The organism is Eubacterium sp. AF17-7, assembly GCF_003461285.1.
Taxonomy (GTDB): domain Bacteria; phylum Bacillota; class Clostridia; order Lachnospirales; family Lachnospiraceae; genus Eubacterium_U; species Eubacterium_U album.
Genome location: NZ_QTWU01000001.1, coordinates 690,278 through 705,900 on the forward strand (window position 1 = coordinate 690,278; position 15,623 = coordinate 705,900).

Genomic DNA, 15,623 nt, shown 5'->3' on the forward strand with positions numbered 1-15,623 from the left:
ATTTTGAAGATTGTATATTTCATGGTTCCGGTTTTGTATGGAGATTTCTCCTATTTATGAAGAGATAAAAATTTCTTCATAAAAAATATAGCCACAGCTGGGCAGACCATATTAATATAAAAATGTAACTGTTCCAAACGGACTTTGCATTATGGATTTTTTCCTAACGCACTTTCCAAAGGTTTGATTTTAGTATCTGACTTTTCGGAGCAGTTCTTATAAAATAAATATATATGGTTGAGCCGGTTGTGTGAAAGGAGATTTTAAATGAAACAATCGGACAACACAAAAATAACAGCCCTTTATGAGCGGCTTTCACGTGATGATGAATTAAACGGAGAAAGCAACAGCATTGTAAACCAGAAAAAGATGCTTGAGAAATATGCTCTTGAGCAGGGATTTACAAATTTAAGACACTATTCGGATGACGGATGGTCAGGTACAAACTTTGAAAGACCGGACTGGAAAAGACTGCTTGATGATATTGAAAACGGTCTTGTAGGTACAGTCATTGTAAAAGACATGAGCAGAATCGGAAGAAACTATTTACAGGTAGGATTTTACACTGACGTATTCTTTCGTGAAAAGGGAGTAAGGTTTATTGCCATATCAAACGGCGTTGATAATACCCGGAGCGACAGTAATGAGTTTGCCCCTTTTCTTAACATTATGAATGAATGGTATGTAAGGGACACAAGCAGGAAAATCAAAGCGGTAATGCATGCAAAAGGTATGGATGGGAAACATCTTACAAGCACTGCAATATACGGATATAAAAAGGATCCGGAAGATTCCAATCACTGGATTATTGATGAGGAAGCAGCAAATGTAGTCAGACGAAATTTCAATCTTGTTCTTGAGGGAAAAGGACCGATGCAGATAGCAAGGATTCTCTATAATGACAAGGTGGAAAGACCTTCTTATTATCTTGCAATGCGTGGACTTGGAACATGTCGTGGCAGTTGTGATATGAACGAGCCATACACATGGACAGCATCCACAATATCTGATTTGCTTAGAAAACCTGAATATATGGGGCATACTGTCAATTTCAGAAACTACAAAGACTCCTACAAGGACAAGAATTTCAAACGTGCCGATAAAAAGGACTGGGTTATATTTGAAAACACTCAGGAGGCCATAGTTGATGAAAATACATGGAATATGGTTCAAAAAATCAGAGAAACAAAACACCGTCCTACCGTAAAAGGTGATTTCAGTCCGCTTACCGGACTTGTCATCTGTTCAGACTGTGGCAGACCACTGTACCATCATCAGACATGGGGATATGAGAAAAAAGATAAAGACGGTAATCCCACAGGTAAATAGACTAATGCACAGGATTATTACAGATGCTCAACCTATGGACTATCCTCTGGCAAATTTGCTACGAAGTGTTCAGGACACTATATAAGAACAGCCGTACTTAACGAACTTATTCTTGATACAATTAAGTACACCTGCAAATATGCAAAAGAGAACAAGGAAGAATTTGCAAAGAAAGTTGAAGATTCTTTTAATCTAAGGAGAGTTTCTTCCCTGAAAGGTATTAAATCAAATATTACCAAAAAGGAAAAACGAAGTATGGAACTGAATAATCTTATCAAAAAAATCTATGAGGATAATGTTAATGGGAAGTTATCTGATAAGAGATTTCAGATGATGTTATCCGACTATGAAAAAGAACAGGACGAAGTTGATAATGCCATTCTTGCCTTAAATGAGGAACTGGAAAAATATCAGACTGACAGTATGCGAACAGAAAACTTTATGGAACTTGTGCATAAGTATACAGATTTTACGGAACTTACTGCTCCAATGATTTATGAATTTGTAGATAAGATAATTGTCCACGAAGCAGACAAGTCAACAGGGGAACGAATACAGCAGGTAGATGTTTATCTAAAATATATCGGAAAGCTGGATGTTCCAATGCCGGAACTTACGCCGGAGGAACGTAAAGAGCAGGAACGTCTTCGCAAAAAGCGTGCCCAGAGCCGCAACTACCGTCAACGTCAGAAACTAAAGAAACAGGCTGAAAAAGAAGCCAGAGAAAAAGCCAATTCAGAGGCTTAAATAAAAGAAAAAAGGACACTAACCTCAAAGCGTCCTTTAGAACGGCAAGCATGGGAATGGCGGATATCGTGGATACGAATCTTTTTCACTCCGCTTTTCTTGCAAGCCCTTGCCATCGCATTATTGATATAAGATTTGGTGAAGGGGAAGACCCTGTCCGTAACTTTCAAATTATAAAACTTTAACATATAATCTTTTACTTCCTTCATCACAAAGTCCGGTATGATGATGTTACGGATACTCTTGGGTGTTTTGGGTGGTGTAACCACATCCTGCTTCTTCACACGCTGGAGACTTTTGGTGATATCAAGAGTATTCTTCTCAAAATCAAAGTCCTTTGGTGCTAAAGCGAGGAATTCTCCAAAACGGATACCGGAGTAGTACAGTAGTGAAAACGAAACATGTGCGGTAGGATCATCTTCCATGGCTGTGAGTATTCGGTCAAATTCGTCCTTTGTCCAGAAGTTTACCACAACCTCACGCTTACCCATTCTGCCAGCCTTGTGGCAGGGATTTTCAGATAGGTTGAAGTAGTCCACTGCATAATTGAAAAGTGCTGTAATCATATTCTGCATCCTGTCTAGGTAGGAGTTGGAATAATCTTTTGCAATCATTTCGTTCTGCCAGGCGCGGATGTCCTTAGGAGTAATTTTATTAATGGGCTTATTCTCGAAATAAGGAAGAATAAGCTTCTCAAATACATGCTCCTTTCCGTCGATGGTGCTCTGGCGGCATCGGTGTCCCATATCCTCTATATAAATCTCATACATAGAGCGGAAGGTCATATCCGTGCTGCCTTTCTGCTTTCTTAAAAAATCTGTTTCCCATTCCTTTGCTTCTCGCTGAAGCTTAAAGCCTCGTTTCTTTATCTGTTTTTTCTTTCCGGTAAAATCTTCATAATAACATCTGACATACCAGGTTCCTCGTTCTTCATCTTTATAGACCGGCATATTGTTTACCTTTACTATCGAAGGTTCTCGCCAAAGAGTCGGATGAGTTGTTTGAACTGTTCCTTCTGATATTCCATAACCCTTCCCAGTTCTTCCTCACTGATTGGAAATGTTTCCTTATCAAAGCTGATAAGGTAGGAAGAAGATTTACTTCCGTCATCGTTTTCAATCTGACAGGGATTGCATCCGAAGTGAGAAAATTTCAACCAGTTTAGGTATGCATCTAGATTGTTGCCATAATCCGTGGTCTGTGTCATCCGTACATATTCATCGCCGGATGCTACAAATCTGGATATGTCACATTCCAGAGCATTTGCAATTAGTTGAAGCTTTCCGATTCCCGGAGTGCGGTCACCCTGTTCGTATTTGGAAACCGTTCCAACTTTCAAGCCGATGAGATTGGCGAGCTCCTCTTGTGATAGCCCTTTCTCTTTTCTTGCTTGTTTTAGTCTGTTGCCAAGTTCCTTGCGTTCTTCAAGTGTCATAATATTCACGGCTTTTCACCTCCTGAAATAAATACTATCACAATGTGTGATATTTTGTAATAGGAAAATCTATTGACAATGACAAAAAGTAGTAGTATAAATAATGATGAAATAAAAAATGCTGACAAAATGTGATAGTAGAGAGTGAGGTGAGAGGATGAAAATACAATATGTGACGGCAGATGAATTGGTAGATACTTTGGGCGTCAGCAAGGGAAAAGCCTACCAGATTATCAGACAGCTTAATGAGGAACTGGCTGAGCAGGGATATATCAAAATCGCTGGGAAGTGTCCAAGAAAGTATTTCGAGAAGAGATATTACGGATATACTTCCGAGGCTTAGCGTAAGCAAGCCCTAAAGAGCGGTAGAGATATTTCCCAAGGCTGACATTCGTACTGGTTCATTTCCATAATAAGAATGTCAGCATGCAGATGTGACTGCCAGCCATAGGAAGAGGAGTTCCTAATACGACTGGTGGGAGCAGATGCATTTGTGGTCAAGCGGCAAAACGCTTGCCCCCTAGTTTGGGATTTCCCAAACTAATAGGGGGACATTACTTTCGGAACCGGGAAAGAAAATGGAGAGCGATACCCTAAGAAATGAACTTGGAGAATTTAAGAAAAGGAGATTATGACAATGAGCATAAGAAGATTTTTATTTCGGAATTTAAGTAGACATGGAACAGATAAAAGGAGCGTGATGAGATGCCGGATATATACAGAACCATATCGGGGGCACTGTTCCGGGCACCGAACTTAGAACACAATAACAGAGATCATATTCCATGGAATGCGGTATAGGAGCGTGCAGACAGGAATGTGGTATTTGTAAACGGAACAAAAGATTTTACCCTAGAGCAGATATACGATAAACTTTTTCAAAAATCCTATGAGGAGTGGCTTGCAAAGGAGCGGAAAAAGAGTCGTGCTAAGGATGATCCACCAACCTATTATGAGAAGATTGAAAAGGATAAAAAGAAACATTTATCCTACAAAATCATCTGGCAGATAGGGGATATGGATGATACCAGGTACGATACAGACCACTTGTCAGCCATATGGGCGGAGGATGTTCTGTTACGGTTTGCAGAGCATCTGATGTATGAAGTGCCCAATGTGACTTATATATCCAAGGAGAGGCTTGAAGACCCAGAGTGGAAACCGCCCTTTGAGGCAGGTGTGGTGATTACCAATTTTGCATTTAATGGAGATGAATCTACTCCCCACCTACACATGACATTTGTTCCCTATTCTGATAATTGCAGTCGTGGACCGAAAACCCAAAATGCATTGGCACAGACCTTTACGCGTATGGGTTATAAGACCACTATGGAGCAGGCAAGAGATGCCTCAGATGAGCTGGTGTGGCAAGATACACCAGAGGGGAGGAAGCATCAGATGGTGCGTACAGCCTACGGCGCAGTTGAGTGGATAGAGGAGCAGAAGAATTGGATTGCAGAGGATATGGAAAAGAATATCGGATGGACTCGCTTTTATAAGGGTAAGAATGAGCGTGGCGATTTACTTCTTTCAGATTATCGCAGGGAGCGTGCGGCAGAGAAAGCATTGGAAGCGGAACGTGAGAAAGAAAGGCGAGAAAATGCCCTGCAGCACATTCAAACCCTGTCAGAGAAGACGATTAAAAAGCTGGATAAAGAGATATCCGCCAAGAATATGACGCTGGAATGCAAGGATGCTTTAATCGAGAGTAGAAAAAACGATGTGGCAGAGTGGGAGGTAAAAGCGGAGTATTCCAAGTCGGAGTATCTGAAGGCAGATGAGCTTCTGACGGATAAAAAGAAGGAAGTGGAGCAGGCACAAGGGGAGCTTTACAGAGTGACGGAGGAAATGGATGAAGCAACTCGTAAAAAGGAGAGCGCCTTAGATTTGTACCATAAGTTATCAACGGACACTGAGAATACGGATTTATTTGATAAGGTGGTGGATTTGTCCTACGAGAATGAACAGCTCCGGAGTAAGATTCAGGTCTTGCAGGATAAGCTGGGAAAAGCCTATGAATTTATGAAGCAGTTCGTAATCAATGGGAGAAATATGCTGGATGTGTTTCGAGAGCGGATTGGCGAAGTGAAGGAGTGGGTGCATAGGAAGGTTGCCGGGATAGGACGATAGGGGATGCCCCAAGTGGTAGTGATACTGCTTGGGGTGTTTTTGTTGGTTGTAGTCAAGTTTTGCAGATGATATAATAAGGACATGAATGGAATAGAAATGAGGTTGAATATTAAATTATGGTTGATATACATAGGATTAGTGCTGGCAATGTAAACTGTTATATCGTGGTTGATAATGATAAAGCCATATTAATTGATACAGGAAGAAAAAGATATCGGAAAAAGATTTTAGATAAGTGCAAAGAGCATCATGTGAGCTTAATAGTTCTCACACATGGACACATGGATCATTGCCAGAATGCGGCTTATCTTGCGAATGCTTTGAAGATTCCAGTAGCTATGAGTAAAAAAGATATTAATATGATACCAGATAATAGAAAGCAAAAAATGTCGGCAAAAACTTTTTTAGGGAAAATGGTGTTATTAGTATCTTTAAGCAGTTTTGAGAAGGATACTTTGGATACATTTGAACCAATGGTGTATTTGCAGAATGGAGACAGTTTGAATGAATACGGTGTAGATGTAAAGGTTGTAGAATTGCCAGGGCATACAAAAGGTTCTATTGGTTTGGCTATAGAAGATAAGTTGTTTGTTGGAGATGCTTTGATGAATATGTTTTATCCAACTATATCAATGCTATATACAGATGAAGAGAAAATGCTAGAAAGTGCGAAATGCATTGGCGAAATGGGAGAGAAAACAATTTATTTTGGTCATGGGAAACCAAAACGAAATCGGAAATGGGTGAAGTAAGTAAAGATGGTGGGATTACAGAAGAAGGTGTAAATGTAATACAAGAATCGTTTCCGCAAGTTTCAGATGCAATTTTTGATAAAACATTAGAGAAAAGAAGACAGACTACTTTGAATGTACAGAAAGCATTTAAGTAATAACGGTGCGTTCATGCATATTTTAGTATGTTGAGAAAGACGAAAGGTACAAGTATGAATGAAAATTAGTGATTTTATTTTTAAGTTCAAATCATTTAGAATGCGAGAGGAAGGATTATGTAGAGTTAGATTTTTTGTCAATACTCAAAAAGAAATGATATGTGTTTTGACCGATATAGATATTATGTCTAATGCGCCATATTTAGATACAGTATGCGATACGGTTATACAATCTCTGTATAATAATGGGTATTTGCTTGATTGCCAGATTCACATTTTGCATGATGATTTTGATAATAGTATGGCTATTATTGATAAGTATGGTAATGTGGAAAGGCATTTGTCTAAAAAGCAGATTGAGATTTTGACAGAGTGTGATGAAAATGAGTTTGCAAAAAAGTCTGTAGACATATTGTCAATAAAAAGACAGATAGAGAAGAAAAGATATGAAATTAATCCGTTTATTAATAATCAATACCTAAAAACACCAGAATATGTCAAAAGAGAAATTGAAATACAAGAAAATGCAATAAGTAAAAAGCGGTTGAAAGAATTAATAGATGCAGGAGCGTCAGAGTGGGAGTTGGATGCATTAATAAAAAAAGATCTGTCCTTAATTGCTGAAATATATAGTTCCCCATATGATGAGTATATTGTATTTTCAGAATTTCCACTTGGTGAAAGGCGAGTTGATTTTGCAATATTTTCTAGTAGGTCAACTATGGATGTTACGTTTATTGAAATAAAAGGAGCTGATTTTAATTTAAAAAAACGTGGACATTATGATAATTTAAATGCAAAGATAGAGGAAGCAAATAGTCAGATTAGGAATCATCGTAAGTATATATATAATAATTATGAATCATTTAGAAAAGAACTTCATAGAGTCAGAAAAAGAGCAGAATCAGGAGAAAATATATATAATGCTTTTTTAGCACCGAAGAGAAAATTACAAGTCGATCCAAATAAAAATGTCAATATAAGATTTGTTATTGTAGCTGGTAGAACTCCTGAAAATGATATAGAGGAAAGTGATTTAAGATACCAGTTTGAAAGAGATGATAGGGATGTAGAGTTGTTTTCATGGGATTCATGGATTAGAAGACTTAGAAGGGATTAAGAGGAGTGGAAGAATGGTACTGTTAGTGGTGGATACACAGAAATTGATAACCAATCCGGATTTGTATAATTTTAGTGCGTTTGAAAATGCTGTAAAAACGTTAATTGCAGCAGCCAGAGAGAATAATGTTGAAGTTATTTATGTAAGACACGATGATGGTGTCGGTGCGGAATTGACAAAGGGAATACCTGGTTTTGAGATATATGAAGGTTTTGGCCCGCAGCCGGGTGAAAAGATTTTCGATAAGACAGTAAATAGTTCTTTTAAGGGGATTGGTTTGTTGGAATACTTGAGGGAGAAGAATGTCCAGACGGTAGCTGTTGTTGGATTGCAGACAGATTACTGTATTGATGCAACGATTAAGTGTGGATTTGAATATGGTTTTAAAATGATTGTTCCTGAGAATGCGAATTCCACATTTGATAATGCTTTTATGACGGGAGAGCAAAGTTATAAGTATTATAACCATTTTATGTGGAAGGGCAGATATGCGGAATGTATTTCTGTGGAGGAAACGATTGAGAGGATGAAGGGGTGAGTTCAGAATGGAAGATGTTATAAGAAAATATTTTCAATGCTGGCTGGATAAAGATATTAATGCTGTAAAGGAGATTTTTAGCGACGATATTATTTATAGCGAGTGTTATGGTCCAGTGTATAAAGGTATCGGACAGATAATAAGATGGTTTGAGGATTGGAATCGAAAAGGTACTGTTTTGCAGTGGAATATAAAGCGTGTGATTGTTTCTGGTAATACAGCTGTTGCGGAATGGTATTTTAAGTGTGATTACGAGGGCAATGTGGATGGTTTTGACGGAGTTACCATTGCTGAGTTTGATGCAGATATGAAGATTTGTGATTTGAAGGAGTTTCAGTCGAAGGCAGAGCATTATTGTCTGTATGGTTATTGATTATTTAAATGATTTTGAGAGGAAAAGGGAGTGGACAGGGCTTAAAGGTGATATTAAAAAATATATAATTTTGAACCATGGTTTTCATGTTTTTGGGGATTTTTTATATACATATAATTTGGGGTTTGTGGGCAGTGTATCTTATGCCGTATTTTAGATAAATATAGGATGTGCTTGGTAGTGCTATAATGTATTTTATATAAATGTGCAGCGGCTGAAAAATCAGCCGCTGCACATTTTATAACTTTTTGTCTTTTGGTGGACACGGATCGTTTCCGTAACTATCTTTGTCGCGGATTCGTCCATCACGTCCGTGAATTACTAATTCGCTTTGTTGCTTGATTGCAATAGAGCGAGCATAATCAATTGCTTGTTTTTGGGTTTCAAAGTTTTTGGTAGCTTTTTCGGCGCCTTGGCGTTTGACTTGCCATTGTCCGTTGTTAGGTACTACGTGTTGATTGGCCATATTCTAAGTCCTTTCTCTGCCTAAGCAGCAGTATAATGTTTCCAAGGAATTCTTGCTGGATTAATTTTGGCAAGAAAACGTACAATGTCAGGTCTACCATCATAAGTTGGTATTCCGCGAGAGTCTTGAGCCATTAATATAATCGGAATGTTTCCGAAGAATGGAATAAAACTAGCACGTATTTGCTCCTTGGATGGACTTCTAAGAACATAAGACTTTACAACGACAATTCCAAAAGTTACGCCCTGTTCTTTAATTTTTGCACCATCGAATTGCATAGGATATTCCTCCTTTCCAAATTATTAGGAATAGAGTTAAAAAACTTTCAAAATGATTGAATTCTGCCTTGGAATATGCTATGATTCAAATGCGACTTTGAATTCGCGAAAGCGACTTCATTTTGAAAGGGTGGTCTATGAGACCATCTTTTTTTGTCTCTATATTAGCAGTCAAGAATGACGAGTGCTAAAACTCCTAATTAAATAGTATCATGTATAGATAAATATGTCAAGCTAAAATGTGAAAAAATCACAAGTGAAAAAGGAAGAAGTGGAAAAATATCGAGAGGATGAAATGAAAAAACTTGACAAATGTGAATAAATCACAATATAATACATATATTATATACATATGAAAGAAAGAAGGTAAGGGTATGCTAATAGGTTTTTCGGTAAGTAATTACAAATCATTTAAAGAGCCTCAGAAGATTTCGTTTGCGGCAAGTAAAATTACTAGACATAAAGAGCATATTACAGTAAAAAATAATAAGAGAATATTAAAAAGTGGATTAATTTTTGGAGCAAATGCGGGAGGAAAAAGTAATCTTGTAAATGCAATTCATTTTTCAAGGGAAATTATAATTAATGGTTTAGATAAGGTTAATCTAAATAAAAGTTATTTTAGAATAGAAAGTAATATGTATAAGGCACCAGGAGTATTTGAATATAGAATTATGCTTGGTGATGTAGAATATTCTTATGGATTGGTGATTTCATATATTGATAAGATTATATTGAGTGAATGGTTGATAAAAATGAGTTCTAATGGAGATGAAACATACATTTTTAACAGGGAAGTAGATCAAAACATAAGCCATGCGGAGAGTGAAATAGACTATCAAAACATGGAAGAAAAATATAAAATGGATTTTTACTTAGAAGGATTTTCTGAGAATATATCAGACGCATACAAGAAAAAAACTATATTAAGTGATATTGCGTTGAGAACTACGGATAAAAAAGGTGTGTTTGCAGAAATCAGAAAAGTATATGAATGGTTTGCGAGTGTTATAATTTTATTTCCTGAGTCAAAATATAACGGATTAAATGAAGTTGCGGCTGACGATGATAAAAAGAGGTTCTTTTCTGCGTTGATGAATTATTTTGATACTGGTATTGATTCCGTAGAGGGCGAAAGTCAGCAAATGGATTTTGATAAGATATTGGATAATATACCCAGAACTGAAGCTGAAAAAATCAAGGTGGATATTTCAAATGCGGCTAATGAACATCCGATTATGTTTAAAGTAGGTGAGCAGATTTTTATACTTCATAAAGATGAAAATGGAAATATTGTATACAACAAACTATTGTTGAATCATGGAAATTTAGATGATATGTTTGATTATACAGATGAATCTGATGGAACAAAACGACTTTTTGATCTGATTCCTATATTTTATGAAAATGGAAGAGGAAGTTTGATTTTGATTGACGAGATAGATAGAAGTCTTCATACAAATTTAACTAGAAAATTTCTTGAACTTTTTTTTGAAATTGTTAAAGATAGAGAATGTCAATTGGTTGCAACTACGCATGATTCAAACCTGTTGGATTTAGAGCTTTTAAGACAAGATGAGATATGGTTTGTAGAACGTCAGGTAGACCATAGTTCAAAAGTTTTTTCGCTAAATAAGTTTAAAGAAAGATTTGACAAGAAGATAGATAAAGAATATTTGTTGGGAAGATATGGAGCGATTCCGATATTTGATGATGATTTCGTATTGGAGGACGCGTATGAAGAATAAATATAGGTTAAGCTCCAATGCATTTGAAAGAGAGGAAGAGACTGACAAAGTGGAACCTCAAAAAATCTTTTTTCTATCTGTGGAGGGAAACGCAACAGAAAAAGAATATTTTGAAGCTATATCTGCCAATAGAAAAGCATTAGGTATTAATGCAATAGTTGATATAGAGGTGTTGAATAGAAGGCGAAAAGATACAAATAGTGCCCCGGAGCATGTGGTTGAGCTATTAGAGGAATATTTGCGATTAAGAGAGTATGGAAGAGAATCTTTAGTTAATGATATACCAAAGAACTTTGTTGAAAAGTATGGAATAGAATTTATTCAAAATTATCTCAAGGGCGAGGGAGAAATTTCTCGAAAACAAAAGAATGAATTTGTGACAGATCTTCTAAAGATAGGATATGATATTAATTATCGAAAGTATTTGGATAAATATCATAATGAACTTGATGAATTCGGGATTTTGATTGATAGGGATATGCAAACGCATTCGGAAGTAGATATGACAGAATGCATTAAATATTGCAGAGATAAGGGATATGCTTGTTATATTGCGAATCCATGTTTTGAGTTCTGGTTATTGCTACATTTGAGTGATGTGAAGAAAGAGTATCGCGACAGAATGTTAGAACTAAAAGAAAATAGAAAAGTTTCAGATAAACATACTTTTGTAAGTAAGGAAGTTTCGGAGAAGGCGCATCATGGAAAAAGTGGGATTAATTTTCGGAAAAATTATATGCCGTATATTGATATTGCAATCTCTAGGGCAAAAGAATTTGCGTCAACCGAGGATGAATTAGTGGATAATATTGGTTGTAATGTATGGAAATTAGTTGAAACAATGAAGAATTACAAATTATAAATGAATTATGGTGAGGCAAGATGCCTTGCCATAAATTGCATAAGAATAAAGGTGCGTTGGAAATATGGCAGGAAGAGATGGGGCACGTGGATATGTATATCAAGCACTTGTGGCAGTGTTCAAGTGTTTTCAGTATGACTCATGGAATCAAATAAAGGTTGAGCCGTTAACTAATAATGATAAGGTTGATATTTTATTGAAAAAAGATGAGGTGCTGATAAAAGCTATTCAAGTGAAATCTAGTGTTAATAAATTTGAAAAACCAGATATTGAAAAATGGATAGATGAAATAAAAAAAGACATAAAGGCTATGGATTATGAATTGGTCTTAGTAGGAGACATTTTAACGAAACCTGCGAGAGAATTTATTCGAAAAAATAATAATGATAAAAACAATCATGTTTATATTGAAATTATCGAAGGAGGAGAACGGGGGATAGAAAAACTTACCAAGAATTATGTGTTGGAATTTTTAGAATGTTATAATCCTGAGTGCAGTATTTCGGTAAATCAAATAGATGACATAGCAAATAAAATTTTTGCAAAACTCATGAAAATTAGCACGAATGAGAATTGGTTTTCAAAAAATGACTTGATCAATACAATCAATAGAAATATGACATCTAATACAAGTCAAAAGAAGATGTGGCATTCGATTAAGCGAGTTATATTCAGCATTGTTTGTATTGCAGTGTTTTATATTTCAATATATGTGTCAAAGGGTTCTCTTATTCCAATGTTATGCGTTGTCTTCTCGGATGTAATGGTTGCAGTTATATGGGGACTTTTGAAGTATAGCGACATTCATTTTTGGAAGAATTGGGGGAATGATAATGAGTGGTTTAGTTCTCGAAAATATGGTTCCGAATGTAAAAGTATTGCTGTGAATATTAATAAAGATGGTATGTCACACAAGCAGAAAGTGTATATAGAAAATTTATTGGCAGAAAGAATTGATAATATAGAGGGAGTAATAAAATTTTTCTCTGGAAATACAGAAAAAAACCATATTGCATTTAAAACTATAGATATTGATAGTGGTCGGGAAGTAAAAATAGATGAGATAGCTTTTGATACAGATCGTGAGTATGGTGATAAAACTTATTGGGATGAGGTGGAATTGCATATCGATAATATAGTTTCTAAAGATAGTAGAGCGTGCGTTTGGTCGGGCACAGTTATTAAATTTTTTAGAATATATAATTTTGACCAATTTAATTATTTAAGGTTGGGTGAAATAAGGATATTGCCATATGAAATAACATGGTTTAAAAATAAGATTGTTCAGAAGATGTGGCGTTATATAAATAATTTGTTGACTGTATATTTGGGCGGCTATGATAGAAATAATTTGTGGAAGCATATTAAAATAAAAGTAATTGGATTCTGTGAAAGACTGATTTGCAGATTGATAGGACTATTATTACTCTGCTTAATTATTGCTGTTATATTAGGTGTTTTGTACGGGCAACTATATTGGGTGATTGAATTTATAAGATATATTTTTTAGCAAAAAAATGTAAATACATTTCTAATGTCTGGCTGCTGATAACATTAGTCCGGCAAAGGATGTATATTTGCCGGACTAATGAAAGGATGTTTTAAAACACTTCCAAACTATCCTCCGCATCCACCCAGTCCTGCATCTCGCCATTCAGAGCAAGCCTTGCGTATTCCAGCGGATTATCAATCGCCAGAGCATTTAGGCACTGCTGAGAATTAGGAGTGGTCCGTATCCCGGATTCTGCTTGATTGCAATCAATCCGGAGGCTGTAGCCGTTGTAGTGGTTAATGTCGATGCTGTTATGCATCGGGTTATATTCAGAGTGTATCAATTTCATTGTTATCAGTCCTTTCATTTGAATTGGAGGTAAAAAGCCCATGGGCTTATTTTGGACTTGAAAAACTTTTGAAATAGATATAATAATCACAAAATGTACCATTTTATAAAATAAAACATCACTAGAAATATTCAGAACAATACAAATCGTGACATTAACAGTTAGGTTGCTACAATTATTGAATAATCAACGTTATCAATGAATAGAGCGCAAGCTCACTACAAATATTTCTTTTAATCTTTTACCGTCTCCCATAGTTTGCCACATATATGGATACGGTTGAGTTTAGGACAACTACTGCGTTATTGAATTTGCAGATGCACATGATATGATTTTACTATAATGAATCATCAGGAGGTTGCTATGTTATATTTACCAGAAAACTTAAAGAAATACCGTATATTAAAAAATCTTACGCAAGAGGATGTTGCAGAGTATTTGGGGATTACCCCGCAAAGCGTTTCGAAATGGGAACGTGGCGAGTCTTATCCAGATATTACACTTTTGCCGGCACTAGCAAATATATTTGAAACAAGTATTGATTTGTTGGTGGGGATGGATACGATTCGTGCAGAAACAACACGGTACAACATTCATAAAAAAGCTGTTGATTATCAGCGAAAAGGAGATTATGATTCTGCAGAAAAAACTTATCGGGATGCATTACTGATTTATCCCAATAAACCAGGGATGATTCTTGGACTAGCAAGTACATTAGCATTAAAGGGTAATACAGATGAAGCTATCGAATTAATGGAAAGAGGATTGCCTATATCAATTAATGAGAAACAGAAAGCCACTATGCGTGCAACCCTATGTTTCTTATATTTGAAAGCAGGATGCGAGGATAAAGCTAATAGACTTGCATCTGAACTTCCTCATACAAGAGAAAGTCGTGAAGTGATTCAACCACTAATCCAACAAAGTTTGTCTGAAAGTGAAATAAACGAAAATATAAAAAATATCTTACTTGGTGATGGAAAAGGTATTTGGTGAAAAAAGTTTGTTTCAGATTATAGTGATATTTTAGATAATAAAGACAACTTCAAGTTTTCCGGATTAATGTATGTTATATCTATAGCAAGATGAAATTAGAATATAATCAGCTAAAATAAACCTTGAGATTCAGTCGTGATATGACGAACCTCAAGGTTTATTTTTACCATTTCTTAATCGTCTTTACCTGTTTTGCCCGGTTGGTGTATTTCTTTATCTGCAACTGGGCGTTGATAAACTGATCCACGTCATGACGTCCTTCATCTGTGAGCTGATAGTAGTTGGTAAGGTGTTCGTCTACCATTGGCATTTTATCTTTTCCGAACATTTCCATAAGTGGATAGAGAGTATATTTTAGATATCGTTTTACCCGGTTTCCATCAAGAATACTGCCCAGACCTTTTGGTAGTTCCAGCAGCATTTCTATTTGATGTTATGGAACCCGTTATGAAATGCGTCGGAAAGTCATAACAAAATGAGGAAAAGTGTGTTGGAAGTTCATAACATCAGAAAAATTAGTGTTATGGAACCTGTTATGAAGTGTGTCGAAAAGTCATAACAAAATGGCAAATAGTATGTCGAAAAGTCATAACATTCCGGAAAATATCAGGGTTTTAGGGTTTTCCCTAACGAGAATCATTGTTTTGTACGGACAAAACGAGTATCTCGCAATTACCTTTGGCATATTCTACAAGGAGTCTTAGTTGTAATTTTTAGAACAAACAAGGGCAATTTGTTAGAGCAATAAAGTTCTATGGAAGATGAAAGATGAAAGATTGGGGAAAATAGGGTGTGAATACAGTAGTTGATGTGGTAGAATTGAAATAATGGATATAAAAACAATTAAAAGAAAATATAAAGATAGGTCAGA

General features: G+C 36.0%; 20 protein-coding genes. 14 read left to right on the forward strand and 6 right to left on the reverse strand.

Annotated features, from left to right (window positions below):
• The first annotated feature begins 267 nt into the window (after positions 1 to 267).
• Together DWW96_RS14365 and DWW96_RS14375 are read left to right on the forward strand one after the other, a co-directional pair.
• Positions 268 to 1,329 (forward strand): recombinase family protein, encoded by a 1,062-nt coding sequence (locus tag DWW96_RS14365; RefSeq protein ID WP_243002997.1) that lies wholly within the window; start codon positions 268 to 270, stop codon positions 1,327 to 1,329.
• 255 nt (positions 1,330 to 1,584) lie between these two features.
• Positions 1,585 to 2,076 carry a DUF4368 domain-containing protein gene (locus DWW96_RS14375; RefSeq protein ID WP_243002998.1) on the forward strand — a complete coding sequence of 164 codons (492 nt, stop codon included), beginning with the start codon at positions 1,585 to 1,587 and terminating at the stop codon, positions 2,074 to 2,076.
• Here the strand turns inward: DWW96_RS14375 and DWW96_RS02905 are convergent.
• Positions 2,073 to 3,026 carry a site-specific integrase gene (locus DWW96_RS02905; RefSeq protein WP_117908908.1) on the reverse strand — a complete coding sequence of 318 codons (954 nt, stop codon included), beginning with the start codon at positions 3,024 to 3,026 and terminating at the stop codon, positions 2,073 to 2,075. The two genes, DWW96_RS14375 and DWW96_RS02905, sit on opposite strands and share 4 nt — an antisense overlap.
• Positions 3,027 to 3,040: 14 nt before the next feature.
• On the reverse strand, positions 3,041 to 3,511 hold the full coding sequence (locus tag DWW96_RS02910; RefSeq protein ID WP_199522666.1) for a helix-turn-helix transcriptional regulator: 471 nt from the start codon (positions 3,509 to 3,511) through the stop codon (positions 3,041 to 3,043).
• Between the two features lie 157 nt (positions 3,512 to 3,668).
• Between DWW96_RS02910 and DWW96_RS02915 the strand changes: the two genes are divergently transcribed.
• From DWW96_RS02915 to DWW96_RS13940, 8 genes are all read left to right on the forward strand, one after another.
• On the forward strand, positions 3,669 to 3,854 hold the full coding sequence (locus DWW96_RS02915) for an ICEBs1 excisionase (RefSeq protein WP_117908912.1): 186 nt from the start codon (positions 3,669 to 3,671) through the stop codon (positions 3,852 to 3,854).
• Between the two features lie 476 nt (positions 3,855 to 4,330).
• On the forward strand, positions 4,331 to 5,641 hold the full coding sequence (locus tag DWW96_RS02920) for a hypothetical protein (RefSeq protein WP_117908913.1): 1,311 nt from the start codon (positions 4,331 to 4,333) through the stop codon (positions 5,639 to 5,641).
• 116 nt (positions 5,642 to 5,757) lie between these two features.
• Complete coding sequence (locus tag DWW96_RS02925; protein WP_117908915.1) at positions 5,758 to 6,393, forward strand: MBL fold metallo-hydrolase; 636 nt, start codon at positions 5,758 to 5,760, stop codon at positions 6,391 to 6,393.
• Positions 6,381 to 6,530, forward strand: a complete 150-nt coding sequence (locus tag DWW96_RS13935) for a hypothetical protein (RefSeq protein WP_158562634.1) — start codon at positions 6,381 to 6,383, stop codon at positions 6,528 to 6,530. Before DWW96_RS02925 ends, DWW96_RS13935 begins: the two co-directional genes overlap by 13 nt.
• A gap of 58 nt (positions 6,531 to 6,588) precedes the next feature.
• Complete coding sequence (locus DWW96_RS02930) at positions 6,589 to 7,650, forward strand: Shedu anti-phage system protein SduA domain-containing protein (protein ID WP_117908917.1); 1,062 nt, start codon at positions 6,589 to 6,591, stop codon at positions 7,648 to 7,650.
• Positions 7,651 to 7,663: 13 nt separating this feature from the next.
• Positions 7,664 to 8,188: a cysteine hydrolase family protein gene (locus DWW96_RS02935; RefSeq protein ID WP_117908919.1), complete on the forward strand. Its 525-nt coding sequence runs from the start codon at positions 7,664 to 7,666 to the stop codon at positions 8,186 to 8,188.
• Positions 8,189 to 8,195: 7 nt separating this feature from the next.
• Complete coding sequence (locus DWW96_RS02940; protein ID WP_117908921.1) at positions 8,196 to 8,561, forward strand: nuclear transport factor 2 family protein; 366 nt, start codon at positions 8,196 to 8,198, stop codon at positions 8,559 to 8,561.
• A complete protein-coding gene (locus DWW96_RS13940; protein WP_158562635.1) occupies positions 8,551 to 8,718 on the forward strand; it encodes a hypothetical protein in 168 nt (55 codons plus the stop codon). The genes DWW96_RS02940 and DWW96_RS13940 overlap by 11 nt, the downstream gene beginning before the upstream one ends.
• An 81-nt stretch (positions 8,719 to 8,799) precedes the next feature.
• Here the strand turns inward: DWW96_RS13940 and DWW96_RS02945 are convergent, their stop codons facing one another.
• Together DWW96_RS02945 and DWW96_RS02950 are read right to left on the reverse strand one after the other, a co-directional pair.
• Complete coding sequence (locus DWW96_RS02945; protein WP_117908923.1) at positions 8,800 to 9,027, reverse strand: DUF2188 domain-containing protein; 228 nt, start codon at positions 9,025 to 9,027, stop codon at positions 8,800 to 8,802.
• A gap of 20 nt (positions 9,028 to 9,047) precedes the next feature.
• On the reverse strand, positions 9,048 to 9,305 hold the full coding sequence (locus DWW96_RS02950; RefSeq protein ID WP_117908925.1) for a hypothetical protein: 258 nt from the start codon (positions 9,303 to 9,305) through the stop codon (positions 9,048 to 9,050).
• A 374-nt stretch (positions 9,306 to 9,679) separates the two neighbouring features.
• Between DWW96_RS02950 and DWW96_RS02955 the strand changes: the two genes are divergently transcribed.
• The 3 genes from DWW96_RS02955 to DWW96_RS02965 all read left to right on the forward strand — a co-directional run bounded on the left by DWW96_RS02955 (position 9,680) and on the right by DWW96_RS02965 (position 13,425).
• On the forward strand, positions 9,680 to 11,053 hold the full coding sequence (locus DWW96_RS02955; RefSeq protein ID WP_117908927.1) for an AAA family ATPase: 1,374 nt from the start codon (positions 9,680 to 9,682) through the stop codon (positions 11,051 to 11,053).
• A complete protein-coding gene (locus DWW96_RS02960; protein ID WP_158562636.1) occupies positions 11,043 to 11,915 on the forward strand; it encodes an RloB family protein in 873 nt (290 codons plus the stop codon). The genes DWW96_RS02955 and DWW96_RS02960 overlap by 11 nt, the downstream gene beginning before the upstream one ends.
• Before the next feature lie 64 nt (positions 11,916 to 11,979).
• The gene (locus DWW96_RS02965; RefSeq protein ID WP_117908931.1) at positions 11,980 to 13,425 is read left to right on the forward strand and encodes a hypothetical protein; all 1,446 of its coding nucleotides are present in this window, start codon (positions 11,980 to 11,982) and stop codon (positions 13,423 to 13,425) included.
• Positions 13,426 to 13,516: 91 nt separating this feature from the next.
• Here the strand turns inward: DWW96_RS02965 and DWW96_RS02970 are convergent, their stop codons facing one another.
• On the reverse strand, positions 13,517 to 13,756 hold the full coding sequence (locus tag DWW96_RS02970) for a DUF6061 family protein (protein ID WP_117909045.1): 240 nt from the start codon (positions 13,754 to 13,756) through the stop codon (positions 13,517 to 13,519).
• A 363-nt stretch (positions 13,757 to 14,119) separates the two neighbouring features.
• Here DWW96_RS02970 and DWW96_RS02975 point away from each other — a divergent pair, with 363 nt between their 5' ends.
• A complete protein-coding gene (locus tag DWW96_RS02975) occupies positions 14,120 to 14,752 on the forward strand; it encodes a helix-turn-helix transcriptional regulator (protein ID WP_117908933.1) in 633 nt (210 codons plus the stop codon).
• 163 nt (positions 14,753 to 14,915) lie between these two features.
• Here DWW96_RS02975 and DWW96_RS02980 read toward each other — a convergent pair whose 3' ends face one another.
• Complete coding sequence (locus DWW96_RS02980; RefSeq protein WP_199522661.1) at positions 14,916 to 15,086, reverse strand: hypothetical protein; 171 nt, start codon at positions 15,084 to 15,086, stop codon at positions 14,916 to 14,918.
• Between the last annotated feature and the right edge of the window lie 537 nt (positions 15,087 to 15,623).